The sequence below is a fragment of the Microbacterium sp. C23T genome (genome assembly GCF_053345975.1).
The window spans coordinates 1-23279 of the sequence record NZ_JBKFBD010000044.1; the positions used below are offsets into that span (position 1 = coordinate 1).

Here is a 23279-nt window from a genome sequence, read left to right on the forward strand (position 1 = left end):
GGAACCCCGTCCGCGACCAGCCGCCTGATCAACGCCCAATCTTCCAAGGAGATCACCCACCCAATCTGGTCTGGGTGGCCTAGTTTTCAAGCGTCGTTTTGGCCGAGTTCTCGAGCGTCGCCGACACCGCCGGCACGACGATGGCGGGGTTCGCGGAGGCCATCGGGGGGGTGCCGCTCGTCCTTGCCCACCTGATCGGGCTCATCCTGCTGTTGGTGCTGGGTTGGTGGAGTTATGGCAAGCGCGGCATTGCCTTGGCGATCGTCGCGGTGATTGTTGCTTCCGGGGTGGGGATCGTCGTCGCGCAGATTCTCTGGGGTGGCGAGTTGTTCCAACTCGGGATCAACAACAACACCTACATCCCGTAGCAGGGGATCGCGGCAGGGCTTCTCCGGATCGCGTCGCGTGGCGCTGCGGCTCGATGCCGGTCGTCTAGCGCGCGACGGGCGCCGAACATCGGGCGACTGCGGCGGAGTCGGAATCCAATGTGCTGGGGCGACGTCCCCTACTCGCTGAACAGCATCGGCAGGAGTTGGAGGCCGATGGCGCTGGCGACGTAACGGTTTCGTCGATTGCTTGTCAGCTGACCAACCCAGTCCAGCACTCCGAGGTCGACAATCTCTTGGAACACGCCCGCTCGATCGTGCACTCCGTAACCGATGCGGAGTCCTTGGTAGTAACGGGAGTCAAGCGCTTCTTCGCGGATCTGGACGTCGGGAAACCCGTCTTCGAGGGCCGTACGGATGCGTGCACCGATCGCCGGCAGCGCGTCGTTGGATCGAACGATGGCGAGAGGCTGCTCCCAGGTGAGACCTCGAGTGCGAGCTGCGGAATCCAGCAGGCGCCGGTACACCTGGAGTTGCGCGATCGCGGCCGTCACCTCGAACCCGTTCTCGGGCGAACCAGCACCGGCTTCGCCGAGCATCAGCAATCGGAAGTGCTTCGTGCGCGCTTTCTCGTTCGACGGGGGTTGCATCCGAAGCAACTGATGAATGGTGCACAGACGCACGGGCGTCGCCGGGTCCCGTCGGAGGCGTGCGGCGCATTCGAGCGCCAGGACGTTCGTCGCGTCCGAGACGACCTCGGTCCCGCGAATGGTCGAAAGGATGCGGTCCTGTGAGCCGGGTGCGAGCACCGACGACACACCCATCGGCGCGACGGGTGAGAGCAGGAGAGCTTCGTAGTCGCTGGCGGCTTCGAGTGCCAGGGCATCAAACGCAACAGCCGTGCGGAGGTCGACCGGGCTGGGCCGAACTGTGGAGTCCGCCGCCCACTGTGCGAGGAGATCAGACGGACGACGGCTCGCAGCGTCCGCGCGGGCGCCGGCGAGCAGCTCACCACGGCGATTGCTGGGTGCAGTGCGGCCACGACGCGCCATCGATTCATCATTCAGTCGAACGGAGCCTGACACAACCCGCCCGCAGGCGGTCCCCATCCGCACAGCCGGTGAGGACGTGTGGGATCACCTCAGGTCGGCGATCTCGTCACCCTCGAGGATCACGGCCGTGAGACCGTTCTGCGTCGTGGTCTCGTGCGACTCACCTCCGTCCCACAACACGGCCTCGCCCGGCCTGATCTCGACGGGGGCAGCGGCGGCATCACCGGAGACCAACGCATGTCCGGCGAGAGGGATCAACAGCTGTGCGCGCACCGCTGGATGCCGGCCGATACGACCGCCGGCATCCAGTCGGACGATGATCGCGTGCACGCCGTAGCCCACATGGCCGAGCGTGAATCCGGTGCTGCCATGGGCGCCGATCATCCGGTCCGGCAGACCGGTCGCGTCGAGGATCCGCACGCCCCCAGTGTTCCAGACCCCGCACACCCAGCGGTGTCCTTGTGCGGGCGCCGCACAGGTGCCGGACCACGCACGAGCATCCGTCGGGCACGGTTGATGAGCGAGCACCTCCTTGGGGCGAGGCCGCTCCTCAGCGGGCGAGCGATAGTCGATCGTTCAGCGGTCCCCTGCCGCACGAAAGTCGCCCTCCGCGCGACCGTCGTTTGAACCTCGACAGGAGTCGAGGGGGTGCGCGTTACGCTTCGATTTGGTCGAGCGGGTCGAATTGCGTCAAGAGCTGGCGGCTGACGAGGCCGACTGTGCGGGAGAGGGAATCCCGGGTGAGTTGGTTGACGACCGGGATGTCGCGCACGGCCCACAGTGCGAGAGTCGATGCCCACGCGGCATCCCTCGCCTTCTCCATGGAGAAGTTGGTCACTAGATCAGCAAGCGGCGAGAGGGGAGCGCCGTATTTCACGACATCCTCGTCGAGAAATTTCTGGCGGATGGGTCGTACGCGTTCGGCCAGCACCTTATTGATCTTCACGAAGTCTGCGTGGATGCTGCCTGAGTCGGGCGAGCGCTTCAGCTTGCGACAGGTGTGCACGACAGCCACGGCGAGGTCGTGGTTGATGTGCGCGTTCATCCCGGCGAGCGCGAACTGTAGGGGGAAGAGGCGCTTGGAGCGGCGCTCCACGAGCGGGGCCCACGCCTTCGAGACGTCGCGGCCCGCAGCAATATCTCGCGGCACGTCGAGGAACAAGTTGGCGAAGATGACGTCCAGGTGCTCGATGAAGTCAGGGTCGGCGAAGGTGTCATCCACCACCCGTCGGCCGACCAGAGCAGTCACTTCGCGATACACGTCCGCGAAGACGCGGATTCCGTCCGTTTGCGGCAGCGGAGCGCGGACGCCGTCGAGTTCGAGAACCACTTTGCCGATGGGCGAGGACCGGTCGACATTCGTGGGCGTCGTCATGCCGCCACAGTACTGCTCGGTTCTCGCGAGCGGGTGGGTACGGGAGCTCAAAGGAGCATGGGCCAGCATGGGGTGTGGATCCCTCGGGGTGTGTCGCTCCCCGACCGCCCGCGGTACCACGATTGCTCTGCGAAGCCGCAGCTTGGTGCAACGAAGAGCCCGACGCTCGGGCGTCACAATCCGGTTTCGCGCTGGGGCCCCGCCGCCCGGTCGGGTCAGTGCGGCGAGGTCGTTCTGCAGCTGTCCACATCGTGTCCAAACCGCCTGCAGCCGCGACGTCGAGGGGCGCGCCATCCCCGTGTTTTCAACGGTATGCGGTCCTTGCGGAATGGACGCGACGGCGGGAGTCGAACCCGCAACGCACCCGGGTATGAACCGGTGCCCGGGACCGCCCGGATCGCCGCGATGACCCCACGCTAGACGCCGCGTGCAGGGATCGCCTGCGAGTGTCGGAGCGTGTCGGGCCATGACGAGATATGACGCGACCCGAGCCCTTCGGCAACCCGCGGCGCAGGCATCCGTCAGTGTCCGTCGTGGGTCACGATGGGGAGCACGGTGCCGTCGGCGTCGAGGAGCGCGGCGCCCTGGCAGACGCCGAGCGCGGGTACGACGACGAGAGTGACCAGCGCCGCCGCCCCGACCAAACCCCACAGGCCCGACCGCGGGGACGGATGCCGTGTGCCGTGCACGATCCCGCAGGCCACGGCGACTCCCAGCGCCAGCAGCAGTGCCACCGCGAGGATGCCCGCTCGTCCCGGCGCGGTCGCGAGCAGCGCCACACCGGTCCCCATCCCGACGAACAGAGCGGCGACGGCAACACGCGGGGTCGGCGTCCGGTTGAGGTTGAGACTCGTCGCGCCCCACGCCAGGGCGCCCAGTCCCACAGCAACCGACAGCGCCCCGAGCACCCGCGAGAGCGTGTCGGCCTGCACCGCGACGATCGCCGCGGCGCCGAGTCCGACCGCGACGAGTCCGAAGCCCCACGCGGCGACGGACACCCACGACGGGGCGCGGCTGACGCGCCCCGTCGTGGCCCCCCAAACTGTGCTCACGCCGTCGCGACCTGCGGCGAGCGCTCGGCGGCCAGACCAACACCGAGCAGCACGATGGCGCTGGCGAGGTGCAGGAAGTGGTCGGGCGCGTTGAGCGCGAGAATGTTGGCCGGCGTGCCGACGAGGAAGAAGCCGACGACACCCAGCAGCAGGTACGCGGCGCCGACCGTGATGTTCGCGATCTTGGCGGGGCGCGCACCGGCGATGCCGGAGATCAGCAGCGCGGCTCCGATGAGCAGGTGCGCGACGTTGTGCAGCGGGTTGACCTCGAAGATGCCCAGGAGCAGCCCGCCCTCGGTCGCGATGAAGCTGATGGGACCTGTGACGAAGAAGCCCAGAAGGCCGACGAGCAGATAGACGGCGCCGAAGACCGTGGCGACGATGCGATTCGGTGACGAGCCCATGAGAGACCTCTCTTTCCCAGCGGCGATCTGCCGTGCTGTGAGAGTTGTTCGGGGCGGGCGGGGAAACGGATGGGATGCCGCGGGGTGGAGTTGCTCGTCGGTTCGGGGCGTTTCGTCTCGCTTCGCTCGCTCAACGAACGGGGGATTGGTGTCCGCGCGCCCGGGTACGCTGGCCCGGACATGGGGGAGCGCGTGAGTCTGGCGGGGGAGCCTCGACGGCTGTCGAACTACGGCGAGGGCACCGACCTGCTCGTGGCGCTCACCGAAGCCATCGCCGGCGCGCGCACCCGCGTATGGGTCAAGGTGCCGTGGTGGGATGCCTCGCCCGTCGCGCGCCGCCTGCTCGACGCGATACTCGCCGCCCACCGGCGGGGCGCCGACGTCAAGGTGCTGTTGCGACCCGAGGCCTCGAACGACGCGGTCATCCGCGAACTCCAAAGCGCCGAGATCGCCCTCATCCCAGTGCGGTACATCCACGAGAAGGAAGTGCTCGCCGACGACGTCGCGATCACGCACTCCATGAACTTCACCGCCGCCGAGATCGGCCGCAACCAGAACTCCGGGTTCCTCCACACCGACCCTGCGATGGTGGAGGCCGTCGAGCTCGGCTTCACGTCGCTGATCGACAATGCGAACGCGGTCGCGCACGGCGACGAGGCGTGGACTGCAGCATCCACTCTCATCCCACCCGCGCTGCAGAAGTACCTCGACAGGTTCGACCGGCTCAACCCGCTGCAGTCGAAGGCGGTGCCGGCGGTGCTGTCGACGAGCGGGCACGTGATGGTCGTCGCGCCGACGAGCTCGGGCAAGACGCTGATCGGCGAGGTCGCGGCGCTGCGGTCCATCGTGTCGGACAGCAAGCCGGCGGTGTGGCTGCTGCCCGCCCGCGCGCTCGCCGCGGAGGTCGCCGAGATCGCTCGGCGGTGGAACGCGCACGGCATCCGCACCATCGAGCTGACCGGCGAGACGAACATGTCGAGCGACGCGGTGCGGCAGGCGCAGCTGTGGGTGGCGACCACCGAGAAGTTCGAGGCGCTGTACCGGCGGGCGTCACTGAAGAACGTCATCGGACGGATCGGATGCCTCATCATCGACGAAGTCCACCTCGTGGGCGACCCGACTCGAGGTGCCACGCTCGAGTCGCTCATCGCACGGCTGCGCGTCGCCGAAGGGCGCACGCGGATCGTCGCGCTGTCGGCGACCGTGTCGAACGCGGAGGAGCTGGCGGCGTGGTTCCACGCTGACCTTGTCCGTTCGGCATGGCGGCCGACGGTGTTGACGACGCAGCTCGTTCCGTACGATGCGCCGACCCAGGGCAAGCGCGAGCAGTACGAATCCGCGAAGGACGAGATCGTCGTGCCGCTCCTGCGGAGCCTGGTCGGTGACCTCGGCACGGCCGGAGACAAGTCACCGGGATCCAGCGCGGTCGTGTTCTGCGGCAGCAAGGCGGCCGTGCTGCGCACCGCAGCGCGTGCGGCCGGGGTGCCGCACTTCGGCGTCGAGCTCGACGCGCTCGTCGAGGCATGCTTTCGCCGGGGTGTCGGCATCCACTTCCGTGATGCGCCCCGCGCGAATCGGGCGCTGGAGGCGTTCCGATCACGGCAGCTGCGCGTGCTCGTCGCCACGTCGGGGCTGTCGACGGGCGTGAACACGCCCGCGAAGTTCGTGATCATCCGTGACCTCGAACTCGGGATGACGCCGCTCGAGGTGAGCCAGGCCCAGCAGATGTTCGGGCGGGCCGGGCGCGCGGGGCAGGAGCCCGAAGGCTTCGGATTCATGCTGGTGCCGCGCACCGAAGAGGGCGGGTGGAAGCTCAAGCTCAGCGATGGATACGCGGCGAACAGTCGCATCACCGCAGCGTTGGGCGACGCGGTTCTCGCGGAGCTGCTGCTGGGGTCGGTGGTCGATCGCGAGACCGCGCGGACCTGGTTCGAGCAAACGCTCGCGTTCGCGCAGAACCGGTCGGCGGTCGACCTCGACGCGGTGGTCGACGAGCTGCTGCAGCGCGGGTTCGCGACCGAGGTCGACGGGCGACTCGCTCCGACGGAGATCGGCGTGCTGACCTCGCGCCTCATGATCGACACCAACTCCGCAGGTTTGCTGTTGGTGGCGCTGAAGTCGCTGCCGGTTCCGGCGACGGCCGACGAAGCTGAGGAGTTGGTGCTGCAGACGGTCGCTACCGCCGTCGCGTCGCTGCGCGAGCGACCCGTCAACGAGCGCACCTACACCGACTACGTCGACGAGCTGCTGCGGGGCTGGTCGCCGCGGGTCGTCGCCCGCGCCGGCGAGTGGTTCGGCGCGCGCGTCTGCATGGCGGCCGCGCAGCTCGTGCTGCGCGCCCCCGCCCGCACCCGCGAGAATCCGCCGGTGGGCGTGTCGATGGCAGAGCTCCGCCGCGCGGCGGAGGACATGCCCCGCTACCTCGCGTGGGTAGCCGCGCTCGGCTACGCGGAGGCCTCCACCTGGGCACCCGCCGTCGCCGGCGACCTCGCCCGCCGGCTCACGTGGTGGCACCTCTCGCCGCACCCGGAACGCGGGTCGGGCCGACTGCTCTGGATGCTGGAACGGATGCTGCAACCCCAGCACCACCGCGAGCACCTGCCTCCGCTGTGGCGACGGGCGCGGGCGGCGGGGTTCGCATCGCCCGATGGCATCAACGCGCGGCCGCGCGGGGTGGACGTGTCGGCCGAGGGGTTCGCGGAGATCGTGGGTTCTCGGGCGGACTTCTCCCTTGAGCCGCTGGCGGAGCTCGAGCTGATGTATCGCACGCCGAACACGCAGGCGCGGGTGACGGCTTTGAGCAACACTGGGGCGGCGCGCGCGGTTGCGACGTCGCGACCGGCGGCGGGGCCGATCGACCTGGTGCTGCCGGCGCGGTCGGCGGGGAAAGTCGCGGCGGACGTGTTCCTCTACACGCGGGACGGGGACTTCGGGTACGCGAATGTCGTGGGGGACGTCCCCGAGGGAGTCGGGTCGGGCACGCCGGTCGAGGAGGCTGCGCGGCTGCTGGGCGACCTGCCTGAAGTTCATTCGGTGCTGAGCCACGCGCGCGGGGTGCGGCGATTGTTTCAGGGCGAGCGGAAACGGCTGCTCGGCAGCATCCGTCCGCTCATCGCTGCCGACCCGCGACTGTGGCCCATCGCGGTCGCGCTGTCGGAGCAGCACCATGAGCCTGACGCGGTGGTCGTCGCGTTGCGGACCAACCTGCGGGCGCTGCTACGGCGGTCGGACCGCACCGACCTCCGCTCGCCGCACGCGGTGCTGCGCTCGCGCGAGGCGTCGGAGGCGGAGGTGCAGGTGACCCTCGCGGCGCTGCTCGGTTCGCTAAGGCTGGAGGTGGGCGTCGCGACGGCGGACGGGCATCCGCTCGCGGTGGTCCAGGTGGGGGAGCGGTGGGCGCTCGCGGGGCCGTTGCACGCGCAGCCGGGGCGGATCGAGCCGCTGATCCCGGCGGTGCTGCCGCGGCAGATCGAGACGGTGGCGGTGCCGGTGGCTTCGGCGGCGATGGTGGCTGAGCCGCGGTGCGGGTGGATGGCGGAGTTTGTGCTGTGACCCGGGGTTGCTCGTAGGTTCGGGGCGTCTCGTCTCGCTCGTTCCTCGCTCGCTCAACGAGCGGGGGTAGGGCCGGGGCGTCTCGACTCCATCGTTTCCTCGCTCGCCCAAACGACCGGAGGTCATAGTCGGCGTCGGCGACGGTGCTGCCGATAAGGTCGCGATGTACGGACCCTCGCCCGCTTTCTGAACGGACGCCCGATTGGCTGGATTGAATCGACGCCAGTTCCTCGCACGCACGGCGGTGCTCGCCGCGGCCACCGGTCTGAACGTCGAGCTGCTCGCTCCGCGACTGATCGCTGGATCGAACCAGGCGGCGGCGAGCGAAGTCCCCACGACGCTGCTGCAGACGATCCGCCAAGGCGCGGTCGTCAAAGGCAAGTACCGCGCCCTCACCACCGGACCCGGAGAGCCGTACATCCCGCGGCTCGACGTCCTGCGCCGAACGGCGTCTGACGGGCGCGCGGCATCCCGTCGATCCCTCCTGTATCTCGGTCACCTCTCGGACCTGCACGTGATCGACGCGCAGTCGCCCGGCCGCATCGAGCCCATGATCGTGCAGGACCACTCGGCATGGGGCTCGGCCTTCCACCCGCATGATCCGCTCAGCCCGCACGCGACGGCGGCGATGGTGCAAGCGTTCTCGGACGCCCGCTACAGCCCGCTCACGGGCGCGCCGATGACGGCGGCGATCGTCACCGGCGACAGTGCTGACATGCACTCCCACCTAGAGCTGCGCTGGTACATCGACCTGATGGACGGGCTCGCGGTCGACCCCGCAAGTGCGGGTGACATCTACCAAGGAGTCCAGGCATGGTCCGAAGCCGAGTGGGCGTACCGCCCGGGCGACCCCACGGGCGGGGCGTTCGGCGACTACGGTTTCCCCCGCCTGCCCGACCTGCTCGCGCAGGCGATCGCGCGCCCCGTCGAGTCGGTCGGGCTGCCCGCACCCTGGTACGCGGTCTACGGCAACCACGACACGCTCCTTCTCGGCACGTTCAACCTCAGCCCGCAGCTGCACGCCCTGGCGGTCGGCGGTCAGAAGTCGTACACGCTCGGGGGCACAGCATCCATGGCTCTCAACGGCTATGCGTCGACGGGCAGCGCCTTCCAGCAGGCGCTCGATGCGCTCGGACTCGCCTTCGGGCGGCCGGGGTTCAAAGCCGTGACCGCGAACCCCGACCGCCTCCTCTTCGAGCAGCGCGGCTTCATGGCCGAGCACTTCGAGACCGAGCCGACTCCGGGGCCGATCGGGCACGGCTTCACGCAGCACAACCTCGACTCGGGCGAGACATGGTGGCAGACCGACCTCACGCCGAACGTCCGCGCGTTCGGGCTCGACACCTGCAACCCCGTCGCCGGGCCGGATGGCGCGGTGCCCGAGACGCAGTACCGGTGGCTCGAGGCCGAGCTCGAGAAGGCGACGGCTGAGCGCAAGCTCGTGCTGATCTTCAGCCACCACAACAGCCTCACGCTCGAGAACCGCGCCCAGCGCCCCGGCGACTCCGAGAAGCTTTACGGGGCGGACGAGTTCGTCGATCTGCTGCTGAAGTACCCGGTCGTGATCGGGTGGCTGAACGGGCACACCCACCTCAACCAGATCCTCGCGCACTCGTCGAACTCCGGCGGCTTCTGGGAGATCACGACCGCGTCGTGCATCGACTTCCCGCAGCAGCAGCAAGTGGTCGAGGTCGTCGACAACCGCGACGGCACGCTCTCACTGTTCACCACGGTGCTCGATCACGCCTCGCCCGCCGTGCCCGGTGCGAGCGGCAGCCTGCGGGACCTCGCCTCGCGCAGCCGGGAGTTCGCGGCGAACGACTGGGCCGAGACCCCGATGATGCGCCTCGGCTCGCCGCTCGACCGCAACACCGAACTGCTGCTGCCGGCGCCGTTCGACCTGAGCATCATCACCGACGCGCAGCTCGAGAGCCAGCAGATGACCGCTCGCGCCCGCATCGCCGCCTACGAGGAAGCGAGAGGCCTGTGAAACGTCTTGCGATACTCGCGGTCGCGTGTCTCCTGCTCGCCGGTTGCTCCCAGGTCGCGGCGATCGCCCCGGTGGGCGGCTCGCATGAGGCCGAAGTCCGCTACGCCGCCATCGATGTGCTGTTGGATGCCTCCACCGAGGTGCTCGTCGCACCCGTGTGCGAGAGCGACGAGGCCGGGACAGTCACGTGTGCCGGTGAGACGGTCGCGGGCGACGAGATCTCGGTGGTCTCGACGGCCACGGATCCCACAGCGGTCGAGGTGAGGGTCGGAACGGACGTGCTGTACTCCGGATCGATCATGGAGGTGCTCGACCGCGCCGCGAGGGCCGGATCGTGACGGCGGGTTCCACGGTGGCGGGGACGCCTCGGATGGGCGCCGGCCGGATCGCCGTGCGGGGGTGGCGGATCTTCGTGCCCGTCGTGATCGGGAACGCTCTCGTTCAGGCGCTGACCACGGCGCCGTTCCTCACTCCCGCGATGGACGCCGGGTTCGTGCTGCTCGCGGTCGCGTCCGCTGCGGCCCTGGTCGCGAGCACGGCGCTCATCGTGGCGCACGCCCGCGCTGCGGTGGAGCCGACGCGCGTGCGGCTGACATGGCGGCTCGTGGTTGCAGCATCCGTCACGGTCATCGTCGTGGGAGTGGTCGCGGTGGTGGCGCTCCCGGCGATGCCCGTCGCGCTCGCGCTCGCGTTCGTCGTGCTGCCCGGCGTCGCGCGGGGCGGGGTGTTGTCGGGGTTCCGCGTGTTCGGCGTGGCGCCGGGGCGCGCCATCGCACTCACGCTCGTGACGCTGGTGGCGATCGTGCTGCTCTGGGTGGGCGCGCTGCTGCTCGGCTTCCTCATCACCGGGCCGGTCTCGGCGGCGCTCGTGTGGGTGGCGTTCGGCGCGGTGGCGGTGGTGCTGACCGCCGCGTGGACGGCCCTAGGGCGGCGAGGGTGACGTCGATGGAGGACAGATCGCTCCATGCGCGGGCAACTCGGCGAGCTGATCACCGATTCCTATCTGCTCGTGGTGCAGAAGCTTCCGCGCGCTCGCCGACCGGTCGACCCGCAGCTCTCGGCAGGTAGGGCGGTGCGTCCGGGTGCATCCGAACCCGCCATTCGGCAGGAATCACTCTTGAGAGGCACCCTGCGGTACGCGCCACCACACGGATAGCGTGGTCGCGACCCCAGTCGTGTGCGCAGGCGATGGAGCCGGAGCAGCAGAGGGAACCCGTGGAGGACGAGGAAGAGCGCGAGCTGTGCGGCCGCTTCGCCGCCGGTGACGAGCGCGCCCTCGAGCAGATCTACCGGCGCTGGTCGCCCATCGTGTTCACCCTCGCGCTGCGGGTTCTCGGCGACAGGGGTGACGCCGAAGACGTGACGCAGAAGACGTTCGTCTCGGCCTGGACCTCGCGCGCGTCGTACGACCCGGCCAAGGGGCGACTGTCGACGTGGCTCGTCACGATCACCCGCCGTCGCATCGCCGACACCCTCGACGCGCGCCGGCGCGTGCGCGAGCTGCACGAGAAGCTGCAGCGGTTCGCGGTGAGCGACGAGCCGATGTCGTCCGAGATCGACCTCGGCGACCGGCTGCTGCTCGCCGACGAGCTCGACCGGCTCGAGCCCGATGCGCAGCGCGTGGTGCGGCTGGCGTTCTACGACGACCTCACCCACCAGCAGATCGCCACGCGCCTGGACATGCCGCTGGGTACCGTGAAGAGCCACATCCGCCGGAGTCTCACCCGCCTGCGCGACCGATTGGAGGTGCCTCATGTCGCATCTTGATCCCGAGCGCCTCGCGCTGGTCGCGGTCGGAGAAGCGCTGACGGATGCTGAGCAGCAGCACCTCGCGACGTGCGACCCCTGCTCGCTCGAGCTGGCGGAGCTCGAGCACACGGTCGCGGTCGGCCGGTCCACCGTCACCCTGGGTGAGCTCGAGACGCCGCCGGAGCGGGTCTGGGACCGCATCCTCGATGAGGTCCGGTCGCAGCCGGAGGGCGCAGCATCCAGGATCCCCGTCGATGCTCCCGTCTCTTCGCCTGCTGTCGCGGAGAACCACTCGGATCAGCGCCACACGCGCAGGAGGGGACGGATGCTGTTCGCCCTCGCCGCGAGCATCGCCGTGGTGCTGGCGATCGCCGGGGTGTGGACCTTCGTCCGCACACAGCAGCCGGTGGAGATCGCGTCGGCGACCCTCGACGCCCTCCCGGATCACCCCGACGCTGTCGGGACGGCCGAGGTGACTGAGCTGTCGGACGGGGAGCGCACCCTCACGGTGAGCATCGACGATTTCGACGAGAGCGACGGGTTCCGCGAGGTCTGGCTGATCACCGCAGATGCGTCCGACCTCGTGAGCCTCGGCGAGCTGGACGGGAAGAAGGGGACGTTCGTCGTCCCGGCCGACGTCGACCTGCGCCACTTCGTGCTCGTCGACATCTCTCAGGAGCCGCGCGACGGCAACCCCGCGCACTCCGGCGACTCGATCGTGCGCGGGCAGCTCGAGTTCAGCTGACGCCGCGCGGCGGCCTGGGTCCGCCCTCCGCCCATCGGGGCGAGTCGAGAGCGAAGTCTTGGCAGCTGCATCCGTCTCCGCGATTCCGGGCGAATACCTCTACGGCACCCTCCGCTCGGACCGTGCCGGGCATCGCATCGAAGGAGATCGGAACCATGAAGAAGTCTCGCCTGGCCGTCGCGGCGGTCGCCGCCCTGGCGCTGGTCCTCACGGCCACCCCCGCGCAGGCCCACGGATGGGGTGGCGGAGCACCCTCCGGCACCATCGTCGACGTCGCGGTCGCCGCATCCGGAGGAGGCACGCCCGACGACAACCCGTGGGACTACGACATCCTCGTCCAGGCAGTCGTGGCCACCGGGCTCACTGGGGCGCTCGCCGACACGAGCCAGACCTACACAGTGTTCGCGCCGAACGACCGCGCGTTCCTGCGGCTCGTGACCGACCTCACCGGCACCGAGCCTGCGAGCGAGGCCGACGCGCTGGCGGCCATCACCTCGACGTTCACCGCCCAGCAGATCTCGAACATCCTGCTCTACCACGTGGTCGCCGGCCAGAAGCTCGGGTTCGTGAAGGTCATCACGGCCGGCTCGCTCACCATGGCCAACGGAGGCGTCGTCGAGCCGCGCGGCGTCAAGCTCCGCGACGAGACGCCCGCGCTCCGCGACCCCAAGCTCGTTCCCTGGGCTGTCAACGTCCAGGCGACGAACGGGGTGATCCACACGATCGACCGCGTACTGGTTCCCGCGTCGTAGCAACGGCACGGTCATCTCGGCGTCACCGGCGCCTACGGCGAGTCGGTGAAGCGCGTCGGCGATGACGACGAGCTCGCCGGGATTCTGAGCGCCAGCACGAGGCCCGAGCTCGAAGCGGGTGCGTCCGACTAGCGCCGGACGGACGAGCGAGACGGATGCCTCGGATCGGCGTCACCCGCCGGTTCGAGGCATCCGCCTCTCGCTCCTTCTCGCTCGCTCAACGACGGCGGAGCGCGCCGCGCGGGCGCTTGTGTAGCCTGAGGCCCACCGCCGAGAGGGGGACGGATGCCTTCGACCATCGCTTCGTTCCCCGTGCTGGGCATCGTCCTGGCCGTCGCCTCGGCCGCCGCGCTGGCGCTCGGCAACATGATGCAGGCGCGCGGGGTGCGCAGCGGCACCACCGGATCCTTCGGCGCCAAGCAGTTCTTCGCGCTCCTGCGCAACGTGCCGTGGGTGATCGGCGCGCTGCTGATCGGGGGCGCGATCCTGCTCCAGCTGGCGAGCCTCACGTTCGCTCCGCTCATCGTGGTGCAGCCGGTCGGGGTGGTCGCCCTCGTCTTCGCCTCGCTGCTCACAGCTCACTCGACGCATCGAAAGCCCTCCCGCACGGAGATGCGCGCCATCGCGACCAGCGTCATCGGGGTGGCGGGATTCGTCACCGTCGCCGCGTTGGTGAGCACCCAGCGCACGATCCACGACAGCCAGCTCATCGCGATCCTGCTCACGCTCGCCGTCGTGCTCTGCGGCGCGATCATCGTGGCCCTCGTTCAGCGTGGACGCGGCGGACCGGCCGTGCTGATCGTCATCGCCGCCGGCGTCTTCTCGGGTTTCGTCGCGACGCTCGGCAAGACCGTGATCCTGCGGGTGCAGACGGTCCTCACTGAGCAGGACTACAGCTTCGACTCCTCGAATCTGCTCACCCTGGCGTGCCTCATCGGCATCGCGATCTCGGGCGGCCTCTCGATCTACCTGGTGCAGCGGGCGCACACCGTCAATTCCCCCGAGGTCGTCGTCGGCGGCCTCACCGTGATCGACCCGTTCGTCGCGGTGGTGCTCGGCATCACGATCCTCGGCGAGGCCACGGGTGCGCCCCTCTGGTCGCTGCTCCTGCTGGCAGCGGCCGGCGCGGTCGCGGTCTGGGGGGTGATCGATCTCGCGCGGGCGCAGCAGCGGAGCGCGAGCGACGCCGCGCTCGGGGGCTGACTCGGGAACGGATGCTGCGGACAGGGGTTGCTCGGTGGCCCGGGGCGTTTCGTCCCGCTTCGCTCGCTCAACGACCGGGGGTGGGGCAGCGGGCTTGCGCATTCGTCCGGGGCGTCTCGCTGCGCTCGCTCTACGAGCGCGGGTACGGCAACGGGCTGACGTCGAGCGTGAAGCCGTGCGCGCGGAGGCGGTCGGCGAGGTGCTCGCCCATGGCGACCATCGGGGTCAGGACGCCGGCGCGGTCGGGGAGGTGGTCGAGCGCGAGGCTCAGCGCGGATTCGGCGAGCATCACGCCGGTCCCGCCGTAGCCGGGGTCGTACGGTGCGGTGATCCGTGTGCGTACCGGCTGCCCTTCGACCGGGTACACGTCGACGTCGAGGGCGAAGCGGCCGTGCTCGATCGCGTCCGTGCTGGGCCCGCTGCCGGGGGACGGCAGTACCCGATCGAGCACCGCTCGCGTCGGCGGGAATGCCAGTGCGCCGACGAGGCTCGCCGTGCCGAGGGCGATCGCCCCCGCTCGCGCGACGGCGCCGGGGCCGCGCCCGGTCGCCACCACCTCGCGGTACTGCATGAGCTGGCCGTAGCTCCAGCCGGTGAGGTAATTGCTGCGCTGCACGATCTGCTGGTTGTACGAGCCCATGACGAACGGCGCCTGCCAGCTTCCGCGCACCTTGCCCCAGCCACTGCCCGCGTGGCCGGGCAGACGCACCGACGGCCCGGGCGTGAGCGCGTAGGGGTTCGCGAGGAGTCGGCGGGCCGAGGCATCCGTCTTCGTCTCTTTCAGCTGCTGCCGAAGCGAGTCGATCGTGCCGCCGCTGATGCCGCCGCGCAGCGACCGGACCTTCAGCGTCGCCGCGACGATCGGCACACCGCCGGCGGCGTGGGCGAGCCCGAGGCCGAGGTCGGAGGGGATCGAGTCGAACCCGCACGAGTGCACGATCCTGGCGCCGGTGGTCTCAGCGACGGCGTGATTGCGCTCGATGCTCCGGGCGACGAAGATGCTCTCGCCCGAGAGATCCGCGTACGACGTGCCGGCGCGGGCGCATGCCGAGACCACGCCGGTTCCGTAGCGCAGGTAGGGTCCGACGGTCGTGGCGACGACGGAAGTGGATGCTGCGACCCGGGCGACCGCGGTGTCATCCGAGGTGTCGACCTCTATGGTCGGCCAGTCGACGCCGAGTTCGCGTCTGACGTCGTCGAGGCGTGCCGTGGAGCGACCGGCGATGGCGATCCGCACCCCATCGGGCGCGGATCGGGCCAGATGCCGCGCGGTGTACCTGCCGACGAAGCCCGAGGCGCCGAGCAGGACGATGTCGTGGTCGCGGTCGTTCGTCTTCATGCTTCGGGAGCGTAGGCGCGGTTGCGTGCAAGCGACAGCGGGTTGCGCGTCGATGCGTACGGGCTCGGTTCGGGGTTGTCGAGCCCCTGCATGGTGTCGCGCGACCCTGGCAGGCTGGGGTCATGCGAGAAGGAGATGCGATGAAGCAGCGCACGCTGGCAGGGCGACAGGTTTCGGCGATCGGGCTCGGGGCCATGCCGCTGTCGATGAACAACGACAAGGTGTACCCGTCGTTCGAGGATGCCGTCGCCACCGTGCACGCGGCGCTGGACGCCGGCGTCACGCTCATCGACACCGCCGACATCTACGCGCCGGACGGCGAGGAGATGGGGCACAACGAACGCATCGTCGCCGAAGCCCTGCGCACGTGGGACGGCGACGCGTCGGGCATCTTCGTCGCGACGAAGGGCGGGATCACGCTCGGCGAGGACGGCTCCAAGGGACGCGACGGGTCAGAGGCGTACCTGCGGTCGGCGGCCGAGAAGTCGCTCGACATCCTCGGCATCGACCAGATCGAGCTCTACCAGTACCACCGTCCCGACCGCTGGCTGGTCTACGGCGACATCATCGCGGGACTGAAGTCTCTGCAGGACGAGGGTCTTGTGCGGGCGATCGGCATCTCGAACGCGAGTGTCGAGGAGATCCAGATCGCTCTCGACGTGCTCGGCGAGGGCAATCTCGCCAGCGTGCAGAACGAGTTCTCTCCGAAGCATCCGGGAAGCATCGACGAGCTGCGCTTCTGCGAGAAGCACGGCGTCGCGTTCCTGCCGTGGAGCCCGCTCGGCGGCACCGGCGGGGGAGCGCGCCGGGTCGGCGACCGGTTCTCGGCGTTCCGCGAGGTCGGCGAGGATCACAGAGTGAGCCCCCAGCAGGCGGTGCTCGCATGGGAACTGGCGCTGGGTTCGCACGTCATTCCGATTCCGGGAGCTCGGCGCGCAGCATCCATCACCGACTCGGCCCAGGCGGCGAACCTCGAGCTCAGCGCGGACGAGGTCACGCGGCTGTCGGAGTCGGTGGGGATCTTCGACGACTGACTTATCCGCGTGAGGGGCCGAAACGGGCGACGAGGCGGAGGATCGTCGGCAGCCCGCGGGAGGTCGCCCGGTCGCCGGTGAGGCGCTCGAGCACCGGAGTGGCGTTGCCCTGGCCGTCGACGTCGTTGTGGACCAGCGCCCAGCCGGGTCCGACGTCGACGATCTCGCAGCGGGCTCGCGTCTGGAGGCTGATCGCATCGGGAGCCTGGGCGTCGACCGTTCCGCCTCGATGGAGGGTGAACTCGTAACCGTGTGAATCGTGCGCCGCGCCGTGTTCGTCGACGATCGCGACGAGGTCGGCGAACGGGATCCAGAGGATGTCGCGCTCGTGGCCGGATCGCGCGGCGATCGCTTCTTCTGCGCTCGCGACGACCTCTGCGGGTTCGTCGGAGTCGAAGAGGATCGTGCCGTTGCTCTGGAAGAGCTGAACCTCGGGGCAGCCCGCGTCGGCGAAGCCGGCGACGATGTCGGCCGTGGCGGGATGGCCGCGCTGACCCTGGTTGACGTTCCGCATGAGGGCGACGCAGCGCATGGGTTGAGAGTAGAGCAGGAGCCCCGGCGTCAGCGGCCGGCGGCGATCTCCTGCGTGCCGATCACCGAGAGCAGCTGCAGCCGCTCGTGGCTCGCGGTGCCGGGTGTCGCGGTGAGCACGAGGAGGGTCTGGCCCTGCTCGGGGTCGATGAGGAACTGGCACTGCATGTCCATCACGCCCACCTCTGGGTGCTGCAGGCGCTTCTCGCGGGCGTGCGTCGAGCTCACCTCATGCTCGGCCCAGAGCTCGGCGAACTCCGGGCTCTCGTGCAGCAGCGCTGACACCATCGCGCCGGCGCGCGAGTCGGCACCGAGCTTCGAGTAGGCGTTGCGGATGTCGGCGGTGAACGCGCGCGAGTGCATCGGGTGGTCCTCGGCCGGGTACATGTCCCGCGCCGACGGGTCGATGAACCAGCGATAGCCGACGCTGCGCCGGAAGCCTTCGAAGCGCGTCTCGTCGCCGAACAGCGCGCGGGCGGCCGGCGTCTGCGCGAGCGTCTCGCCGAGCTCGGTCATCACCTGCGCGGGCGTGTCGGCGAGGCGGTCGAGGATGCGCATCAGGCCGGGCGAGACGTGCTCGCTGCGCAGCGCCCGCGCCGGCGCCGTGTGGCCGGCGAGCCGGAAGAGATGATCGCGCTCATCGAGGGTGAGTCGCAGGCCGCGGGCGATCGCGGCGAGCATCTGCTCCGACGGCTGAGGACCACGGGCCTGCTCGAGCCGGCTGTAGTAGTCGGTCGACATGTCGCAGAGCACGGCGACCTCTTCCCGCCGAAGGCCGGCGGTGCGGCGCCGAGACCCACGGCGCAGTCCGACGTCTTCGGGCTGCAGCGCTTCTCGGCGGCGACGCAGGAAGTCGGCCAGCTGTGCTCTGTCCATCACCTGAGTCTGCGGCATCCGTCATCCCTCATCCAGGGACCGGGGATCCCACCTCAACGCGGCGACCTGTACGCCGGTGAGTTGCTCGGAGAGCTCCCACACGCGCCGGGCGTCGGTCTCGCTCCGCAGTCGCGAGTACATCGGCTGCTCGGCGGGAAGCCCGCTCAGGTGGCGGAAGCCCTTCGGCCCGTAGAGGTGTCCGCCGCGGGCATCGGGGCTCGTTGCCGCGTACACCGCCGACAGTGCGGCCGACGCGGGCGTGCCGAACAGGATGCCGCGTCGCGACATCGCCCGGATGACCCTCACCGCCGTCGTGTCGGCGGACCGCCCCATGCCCGGCTGGGCGGCGAGCAGGTTCGTCGGCGTGATGCCGGGATGCGAGAGAGTGCTGCGGATGCCCCAGTCCGCCGCATCCGATCTCCGCTGCAGCTCCATCGCGAACAGGCCGAACGCGATCTTCGACGAGCTGTACGCCTTCATCGGGTCGTAGCCCTGCTCCCAGTTCGGGTCGTCCCAGTCGACGGCGCCCTGATCGGCGGCGATGCTCACCTGGCTGGTGACGTGCGCCTTCGTCGCGACGAGCAGCGGGAGCAGCTGCGCGACGAGCGCGAAGTGGCCGAGGTGATTGGTCGCGAGCTGGAGCTCGAACCCGTCGGCGGAGAGCTGCCGGGTCGGCGGGTTCATCACGCCGGCGTTCGCGATGAGGAGGTCGATCGGGCGGCCCTCGTCGTTCAGCTGCGCGGTGAGGGCGGCGACGGAATCGAGCGAGGCGAGGTCGAGCGGGAGGGGACGGATGCTGCCGGCCGGCGTCCGCTGTCGGATCCGAGTTGCCGCAGCCTCGCCCTTCTGCGGGTTGCGGACGGGCATGAGGACATCGGCACCGGCGCGGGCGAGACGCGCGGCGATCTCGAGGCCGACGCCGTCGCTCGCGCCGGTGACGAGGGCGAGCTTGCCGGAGAGATCGGGAACGGGGATGTCGAGCGGCTTGGGCATGAGGAGCTCCTGAGTTGGTGGTGCTTCCCATGCTGGACGCGGCGGCGGCGCGGATTCAGGGCGCGGTCATCCGGGGATCGGGGGTCCGTGGCTCGGCGCGACCTACGAGGCGTCGGCGAGCCAGGCCCGTAGGTGCTCGACGACGAACGCATGGTCCTCGGCTTGGGGAAGGCCCGAGACGCCGACGGTGCCGACGACGCCGACGCCTGCGATCGTGATCGGGAACACCCCGCCGTGGGCGGCGTACCGAGTGGTGTCGAGGCGGCCGTCGGTGTCGAAGTCGCCGCCTGCGGCGCGGAACGCCAGGCCCACGCCGAACGACGAACGGCCGTAGCGGCGGGCGACGCGCGTCTTGCGTTCGAGCCAGCCGTCGTTGTCGGCGCTCGACCCCGGCAGCGCGGTGTGGAACACCCGCGCCTCGCCCAGCGAGATGCCGATCACGATCGGCAGGCCGAGGGCCGCCGCTTCCTCCCGCATGCGGGAGCCGAGAGCCCAGGCATCCGTCACATCGAAGCGCGGGAGAACCACCTCGGCCTCGTCGGCTTCGACGCGGGCGAGCAAGGCGGCGATGTCGTCGGTCATGGGACGAACGTACCCGCTGGGCGGTTGCGCTCAACGGGGTGGAGGCGAAGCCCGCCCACCGGTCGTTGAGCGGAGGGCGCTCTGGCGCCCGCAGACGAAACGCCATGAGTATGCGGGAGTGTCGGGCGGGGTGCCGGGTCGAGGTTTGCGCTTGCGTTCACCCCGCCCCATCTCGCCCGATCTTCGGCGGGGGGCGCTCGGCGTTGATTCCTCCCCAAGTACTCGTGACTCGGATGGATTCGGAGTTGTCCACAGAATCGACGCTGACCGGGCCTTTAGGACAGTGGGAATGTCGGTGGTCCTCGGCAGGATGGGGGTATGAACTTCCCGCTGACCGAGCTTCGGAGCGTCGCCGATCTGCTCGGCGACACGCTCGGTGCGGCGCTTGGTGGTCAGGCGCTGCGGGGGTTGTCGCACGGCGAGTTGGTCGCCGCGTTGGGTGTCGTCGAACAGCTGGGCCGGGTCACGGATGCGGCCCGGCTGGTGCTGGCCGGAGAGGTCGGCCGGCGTGCCGACTCGGAGTTCGGTGACGACCGGATCACCGCGCAGTTCGGGTGCGCATCGGCGCAGGAGCTGGTGGAGCGCAGCACGGGAGTGTCCGCGGCGACCGCGCGGGCGCGGCTGCGGGACGCGAAGGCGGTCACCGGCCGGGTGACGCTGACCGGGCAGACCCGCCCGGCACCCCTCGAGCATGCCCGGGCGGCGCTGACTGCGGGGCGGCTCAGCGCGGACGCGTTGACCACGATCGTCGACGCGCTGCGGCCGCTGCTGGGCCGGTGCACGGTCGACGAGATCGCCGCAGCCGAGGGCGAACTCGTCGCCGCCGCGATCGGCGACACCGGGCAGCCGGGGTGTGGGATCCACGAGTTGACGGTGATGGCGACCACCTGGGCGCTGTACCTGGACCCGGACGGCACGCTCCCGGACGAGGAGTACGCACAGCGGGTGCGGGGGATCCGGATCAGCCGCCGCGCGTACCGGGGGCTGCGGCGCATCTCCGGGGATGTCACCGCCGACGTCGCCGCACAGTTCGACCGGCTGCTGGACGCGCACCTGAACCCGCGGGTGCAGGACCGCGGCCCCCGGTTCGTCGACGCCGACACCGAAGCCGCGTCAGACGAGGCGGCGGAACGGGTGGGGGATCCGCGGACCGTGGACCAGAAACGCCACGACGCGTTCGCGTCGATCCTGACCGCCGCGGCCGGCGCGGCCGCGACGCCGACACTGGGCGGCGCGGCGCCGACCCTGATCGTCACCACCACCGCCGAGGACCTGGCCGCCCCCGGCGGGGTGGCGTTCGTGGAGTCCGCGGGCGGTCCGGTGCCGGTGCCGGCATCGTTCGCCCGGCATGTCGGCTGTCACGGCACCATCCACCGGCTCACCCTGACCGGCACCGGCGCGATCACAGCGCTGCACATCGAGGACCGGGTGTTCAACCACTGGCAGCGCAAAGCGATCGGCGCCCGCGACGGTGGCTGCATCATCCCCGGCTGCACCGTTCCCGCCGCCTGGTGCGAGGTGCACCATGTCATCGACTGGGCCAAGGGCGGCCCGACCACTGTCGACAACGGCGTGCTGCTCTGCTGGCACCACCACCACGGCATCGAGACCAGCGGGTGGGAGATCCGTATGGTCGACGGCCTGCCGCAGGTGCGACCACCCGGCTGGATCGACCCGCAGCGACGATGGCGCGGGCCGAACCGGCTCCTCCTCGACCAACTCAGACGCGCCAGGTCCGCATAAACCACCCCCACCGCTCGAACCACCCGCCCGACCAGCCGCAAGGGCGACACCGGGGCGCCCAGCAACGACGTGGGCAGGAGAGGCGAGAGCGGTGGGTGCGGGGTTGCTCGGACGTTCGGGGCGTTTCGTCTCGCTCGTTCCTCGCTCGCTCAACGACCGGGGGCGAGGCTCGACGAGGGACGGGGCGCGCTGGGGGTCAGTGGTCGCCGCCCTGGCGCGACAGGCGGGTCTCCTCGAGGTCGAGCATCGCCTGCGCCTCGGCCAGCACTCGGGAGGAATAGACGCCCTGCGCACGCAGCTCCAGCAGGCGTTCGCGCTCCGCATCGACGACGGCGAGGCGCACCTCGCGGTACCGCTGATGGGGCATCTCGCCCGGCTTGCGCACAACGTGCGCCCGTTCCCAGGCAGCCTCGGTACTGAGGAACGACGCCCGCCTTACGCGCTCGATGACATCGGGGTCGATCGGGGCGGTGGTTGCAGCATCCGCCTCCATCTCGTCCAGTGTCTGGAGGCCGACGTTGCTGATGTCTTCGAGGAGGGCAGCGAGCTCCCGGCGGTCTTCCTGCGCATCGATGCCCTGCACGTTGAGCAGGCGGATGAGCCACGGCAGCGTGCCGCCCTGCACGACGATGCTCACGACCGCGACGGTGAACGCGATGAGGATCAGCTGCGGCCGGTACGGGGTGTTCTCGGGGAGGGACTGCGCGGCGGCGAGCGTCACGACGCCGCGCATGCCCGACCAGCCCAGCACGATCCCGCCGCGCCAGTCGATGTGCTCCTGGCGCTGCTGCTCGAGATCGGCGCGCCGGCGCTCGTAGTCGCGCTCGAGCCGATCCCGGGTGCGGGCCTGCCGCACCGTGCTGACCGGGTGACTCCGGTAGTAGTACAGGGCGAGGAGCGCATGGTACGTGCGCTTCTCGGTACGCTCCTCGCGCTTGCCGAGGGCGTAGACCATCGGTCCGATCCACAGGAAGCGGATCCCGATGAGGGCTGCGGTCGCGAGCAGGCCGATGAGGATCGCGTCGCCGACGCTGAGAACCGTCGGGTCGACGTGATCCACGAGCGTGCGGATCTCGAGGCCGATGAGGAGGAACACGCCGTTCTCGAGGAGGAACTGGATCGTGCGCCAGTTGATGCGGTCGCTGATCCTCGCCTGCGCGCTGAACTTCGTGGGCGCCGCATGGCCGGTGTAGAGGCCGGCGACGACGACCGCCATCACCCCGGACGCGCCGAGCGCCTCGGCAGGCGCGAACGCGACGAACGGAACCGCGATCGACAGCGCCGTGTCGAGCACGGGATCGTTGAGCTTGGAGCGCACGAACACGGTGACGTATCCGGCGACCAGGCCGATCGCCACCGCGACGACGACGGCGTAGACGAAGTCGACGACTCCGGCCCAGGGCGTCGTGAGACCGCCCACCGCGGCTGCCGCGACCGCTGAGCGCAGCAGCACCAGCGCCGTCGCGTCGTTGAGTAGCCCTTCGCCCTCGAGCACCGTGAGCAGTCGCGGCGGAAGGCCGAGGCGCCGGCCGATCGAGGTCGCCGCGACCGCGTCGGGCGGGCTGATGACCGCGCCGAGCGCGATGGCCGCGGCGAGGTTGAGATCGGGCAGCAGCGAGAACAGCAGGAAGCCCGCGGCGAACGCGGTCACGATCACCAGCACGACCGACAGGCTCGCGATCGACCCCACATTCCGCCGGAAGTCGGTGATCGGCACACTGATCGCCGCCGCGTACAGGATCGGCGGCAGCACCCCGTCGAGGATGATCTCGTGCGGCACCTCGATGTCGGGCACGCCCGGCAGATACGACAGCCCCACACCCACGACCACGAGGATGATCGGCGCCGCCACCCCCAGCTTCTTGGAGAACGCGGCGACCGCCACGATGACCGCCACGGCGATGACCGCGTAGATCCCCAGCTCCATTGACCCAGCCTATTGAGCGACCCCGGAGTGGCGGCGTCGTGTGTCGATGGATGA

22 protein-coding genes and 1 tRNA gene are annotated in these 23279 nt (G+C 70.0%); 11 read left to right on the forward strand and 12 right to left on the reverse strand.

Features of this window, described 5'->3' with window-relative positions; translation table 11 throughout:
• Window positions 1-98 precede the first annotated feature (98 nt).
• Window positions 99-368 (forward strand): hypothetical protein, encoded by a 270-nt coding sequence (locus ACLBXX_RS19055; protein ID WP_447659319.1) that lies wholly within the window; start codon window positions 99-101, stop codon window positions 366-368.
• Window positions 369-505: 137 nt separating this feature from the next.
• Here ACLBXX_RS19055 and ACLBXX_RS19060 read toward each other — a convergent pair whose 3' ends face one another.
• The 6 genes from ACLBXX_RS19060 to ACLBXX_RS19085 all read right to left on the reverse strand — a co-directional run bounded on the left by ACLBXX_RS19060 (window position 506) and on the right by ACLBXX_RS19085 (window position 4209).
• Entirely contained in the window at window positions 506-1378 is an 873-nt protein-coding gene (locus ACLBXX_RS19060; RefSeq protein ID WP_447659320.1) for a hypothetical protein, read from the reverse strand.
• Window positions 1379-1462: 84 nt separating this feature from the next.
• Window positions 1463-1798, reverse strand: a complete 336-nt coding sequence (locus tag ACLBXX_RS19065; RefSeq protein ID WP_447659321.1) for a hypothetical protein — start codon at window positions 1796-1798, stop codon at window positions 1463-1465.
• A gap of 235 nt (window positions 1799-2033) precedes the next feature.
• The gene (locus ACLBXX_RS19070) at window positions 2034-2753 is read right to left on the reverse strand and encodes a DUF5995 family protein (protein ID WP_447659322.1); all 720 of its coding nucleotides are present in this window, start codon (window positions 2751-2753) and stop codon (window positions 2034-2036) included.
• Window positions 2754-3082: 329 nt separating this feature from the next.
• Window positions 3083-3158: transfer RNA gene (locus ACLBXX_RS19075), tRNA-Met, on the reverse strand.
• Window positions 3159-3274: 116 nt separating this feature from the next.
• A complete protein-coding gene (locus ACLBXX_RS19080; protein WP_447659323.1) occupies window positions 3275-3805 on the reverse strand; it encodes a hypothetical protein in 531 nt (176 codons plus the stop codon).
• Window positions 3802-4209, reverse strand: coding sequence for a DUF4383 domain-containing protein (locus ACLBXX_RS19085; RefSeq protein ID WP_447659324.1), 408 nt, complete (start codon window positions 4207-4209; stop codon window positions 3802-3804). The genes ACLBXX_RS19080 and ACLBXX_RS19085 overlap by 4 nt, the downstream gene beginning before the upstream one ends.
• 180 nt (window positions 4210-4389) lie before the next feature.
• Between ACLBXX_RS19085 and ACLBXX_RS19090 the strand changes: the two genes are divergently transcribed.
• From ACLBXX_RS19090 to ACLBXX_RS19125, 8 genes are all read left to right on the forward strand, one after another.
• Window positions 4390-7761, forward strand: a complete 3372-nt coding sequence (locus tag ACLBXX_RS19090) for a DEAD/DEAH box helicase (RefSeq protein ID WP_447659325.1) — start codon at window positions 4390-4392, stop codon at window positions 7759-7761.
• A gap of 211 nt (window positions 7762-7972) precedes the next feature.
• Complete coding sequence (locus ACLBXX_RS19095) at window positions 7973-9751, forward strand: TIGR03767 family metallophosphoesterase (RefSeq protein ID WP_447659326.1); 1779 nt, start codon at window positions 7973-7975, stop codon at window positions 9749-9751.
• Window positions 9748-10089: a hypothetical protein gene (locus tag ACLBXX_RS19100; RefSeq protein WP_447659327.1), complete on the forward strand. Its 342-nt coding sequence runs from the start codon at window positions 9748-9750 to the stop codon at window positions 10087-10089. Before ACLBXX_RS19095 ends, ACLBXX_RS19100 begins: the two co-directional genes overlap by 4 nt.
• Window positions 10086-10691 (forward strand): hypothetical protein, encoded by a 606-nt coding sequence (locus tag ACLBXX_RS19105; RefSeq protein WP_447659328.1) that lies wholly within the window; start codon window positions 10086-10088, stop codon window positions 10689-10691. Before ACLBXX_RS19100 ends, ACLBXX_RS19105 begins: the two co-directional genes overlap by 4 nt.
• A gap of 275 nt (window positions 10692-10966) precedes the next feature.
• Complete coding sequence (locus tag ACLBXX_RS19110) at window positions 10967-11518, forward strand: RNA polymerase sigma factor (protein ID WP_447659329.1); 552 nt, start codon at window positions 10967-10969, stop codon at window positions 11516-11518.
• Window positions 11505-12245 (forward strand): anti-sigma factor, encoded by a 741-nt coding sequence (locus ACLBXX_RS19115; protein WP_447659330.1) that lies wholly within the window; start codon window positions 11505-11507, stop codon window positions 12243-12245. The genes ACLBXX_RS19110 and ACLBXX_RS19115 overlap by 14 nt, the downstream gene beginning before the upstream one ends.
• A 155-nt stretch (window positions 12246-12400) precedes the next feature.
• On the forward strand, window positions 12401-12997 hold the full coding sequence (locus tag ACLBXX_RS19120; RefSeq protein ID WP_447659331.1) for a fasciclin domain-containing protein: 597 nt from the start codon (window positions 12401-12403) through the stop codon (window positions 12995-12997).
• 285 nt (window positions 12998-13282) lie between these two features.
• On the forward strand, window positions 13283-14200 hold the full coding sequence (locus ACLBXX_RS19125) for a DMT family transporter (protein ID WP_447659332.1): 918 nt from the start codon (window positions 13283-13285) through the stop codon (window positions 14198-14200).
• 130 nt (window positions 14201-14330) lie between these two features.
• Here the strand turns inward: ACLBXX_RS19125 and ACLBXX_RS19130 are convergent, their stop codons facing one another.
• Window positions 14331-15539, reverse strand: a complete 1209-nt coding sequence (locus ACLBXX_RS19130) for a saccharopine dehydrogenase family protein (protein WP_447659333.1) — start codon at window positions 15537-15539, stop codon at window positions 14331-14333.
• 140 nt (window positions 15540-15679) lie between these two features.
• On the opposite strand from ACLBXX_RS19130, the gene ACLBXX_RS19135 reads away from it, so the two are divergent.
• On the forward strand, window positions 15680-16573 hold the full coding sequence (locus ACLBXX_RS19135) for an aldo/keto reductase (RefSeq protein ID WP_447659334.1): 894 nt from the start codon (window positions 15680-15682) through the stop codon (window positions 16571-16573).
• A gap of 1 nt (window position 16574) precedes the next feature.
• Here the strand turns inward: ACLBXX_RS19135 and ACLBXX_RS19140 are convergent, their stop codons facing one another.
• The 4 genes from ACLBXX_RS19140 to ACLBXX_RS19155 form a co-directional block, all read right to left on the reverse strand.
• Window positions 16575-17105, reverse strand: coding sequence for a DUF1697 domain-containing protein (locus tag ACLBXX_RS19140; RefSeq protein ID WP_447659335.1), 531 nt, complete (start codon window positions 17103-17105; stop codon window positions 16575-16577).
• A 29-nt stretch (window positions 17106-17134) separates the two neighbouring features.
• Complete coding sequence (locus tag ACLBXX_RS19145; RefSeq protein ID WP_447659336.1) at window positions 17135-17980, reverse strand: helix-turn-helix transcriptional regulator; 846 nt, start codon at window positions 17978-17980, stop codon at window positions 17135-17137.
• A 21-nt stretch (window positions 17981-18001) separates the two neighbouring features.
• Window positions 18002-18973 carry an SDR family oxidoreductase gene (locus ACLBXX_RS19150; protein ID WP_447659337.1) on the reverse strand — a complete coding sequence of 324 codons (972 nt, stop codon included), beginning with the start codon at window positions 18971-18973 and terminating at the stop codon, window positions 18002-18004.
• A gap of 102 nt (window positions 18974-19075) precedes the next feature.
• Entirely contained in the window at window positions 19076-19555 is a 480-nt protein-coding gene (locus tag ACLBXX_RS19155; protein ID WP_447659338.1) for a heme-degrading domain-containing protein, read from the reverse strand.
• Between the two features lie 318 nt (window positions 19556-19873).
• Here ACLBXX_RS19155 and ACLBXX_RS19160 point away from each other — a divergent pair, with 318 nt between their 5' ends.
• Complete coding sequence (locus ACLBXX_RS19160) at window positions 19874-21298, forward strand: DUF222 domain-containing protein (RefSeq protein ID WP_447659339.1); 1425 nt, start codon at window positions 19874-19876, stop codon at window positions 21296-21298.
• A 196-nt stretch (window positions 21299-21494) separates the two neighbouring features.
• On the opposite strand, the gene ACLBXX_RS19165 is transcribed toward ACLBXX_RS19160, so the two are convergent.
• A complete protein-coding gene (locus ACLBXX_RS19165; RefSeq protein ID WP_447659340.1) occupies window positions 21495-23225 on the reverse strand; it encodes a cation:proton antiporter in 1731 nt (576 codons plus the stop codon).
• Between the last annotated feature and the right edge of the window lie 54 nt (window positions 23226-23279).

Coding starts and splice junctions, on each gene's coding strand:
- ACLBXX_RS19160 (WP_447659339.1), top strand. CDS start 19,874: ATGAACTTCCCGCTGACCGAGCTTCGGAGCGTCGCCGATCTGCTCGGC.
- ACLBXX_RS19090 (WP_447659325.1), top strand. CDS start 4,390: ATGGGGGAGCGCGTGAGTCTGGCGGGGGAGCCTCGACGGCTGTCGAAC.
- ACLBXX_RS19140 (WP_447659335.1), bottom strand. CDS start 17,105: ATGCGCTGCGTCGCCCTCATGCGGAACGTCAACCAGGGTCAGCGCGGC.
- ACLBXX_RS19060 (WP_447659320.1), bottom strand. CDS start 1,378: ATGGCGCGTCGTGGCCGCACTGCACCCAGCAATCGCCGTGGTGAGCTG.
- ACLBXX_RS19130 (WP_447659333.1), bottom strand. CDS start 15,539: ATGAAGACGAACGACCGCGACCACGACATCGTCCTGCTCGGCGCCTCG.
- ACLBXX_RS19115 (WP_447659330.1), top strand. CDS start 11,505: ATGTCGCATCTTGATCCCGAGCGCCTCGCGCTGGTCGCGGTCGGAGAA.
- ACLBXX_RS19085 (WP_447659324.1), bottom strand. CDS start 4,209: ATGGGCTCGTCACCGAATCGCATCGTCGCCACGGTCTTCGGCGCCGTC.
- ACLBXX_RS19125 (WP_447659332.1), top strand. CDS start 13,283: ATGCCTTCGACCATCGCTTCGTTCCCCGTGCTGGGCATCGTCCTGGCC.
- ACLBXX_RS19120 (WP_447659331.1), top strand. CDS start 12,401: ATGAAGAAGTCTCGCCTGGCCGTCGCGGCGGTCGCCGCCCTGGCGCTG.
- ACLBXX_RS19155 (WP_447659338.1), bottom strand. CDS start 19,555: ATGACCGACGACATCGCCGCCTTGCTCGCCCGCGTCGAAGCCGACGAG.
- ACLBXX_RS19150 (WP_447659337.1), bottom strand. CDS start 18,973: ATGCCCAAGCCGCTCGACATCCCCGTTCCCGATCTCTCCGGCAAGCTC.
- ACLBXX_RS19165 (WP_447659340.1), bottom strand. CDS start 23,225: ATGGAGCTGGGGATCTACGCGGTCATCGCCGTGGCGGTCATCGTGGCG.
- ACLBXX_RS19145 (WP_447659336.1), bottom strand. CDS start 17,980: ATGGACAGAGCACAGCTGGCCGACTTCCTGCGTCGCCGCCGAGAAGCG.
- ACLBXX_RS19135 (WP_447659334.1), top strand. CDS start 15,680: ATGAAGCAGCGCACGCTGGCAGGGCGACAGGTTTCGGCGATCGGGCTC.
- ACLBXX_RS19070 (WP_447659322.1), bottom strand. CDS start 2,753: ATGACGACGCCCACGAATGTCGACCGGTCCTCGCCCATCGGCAAAGTG.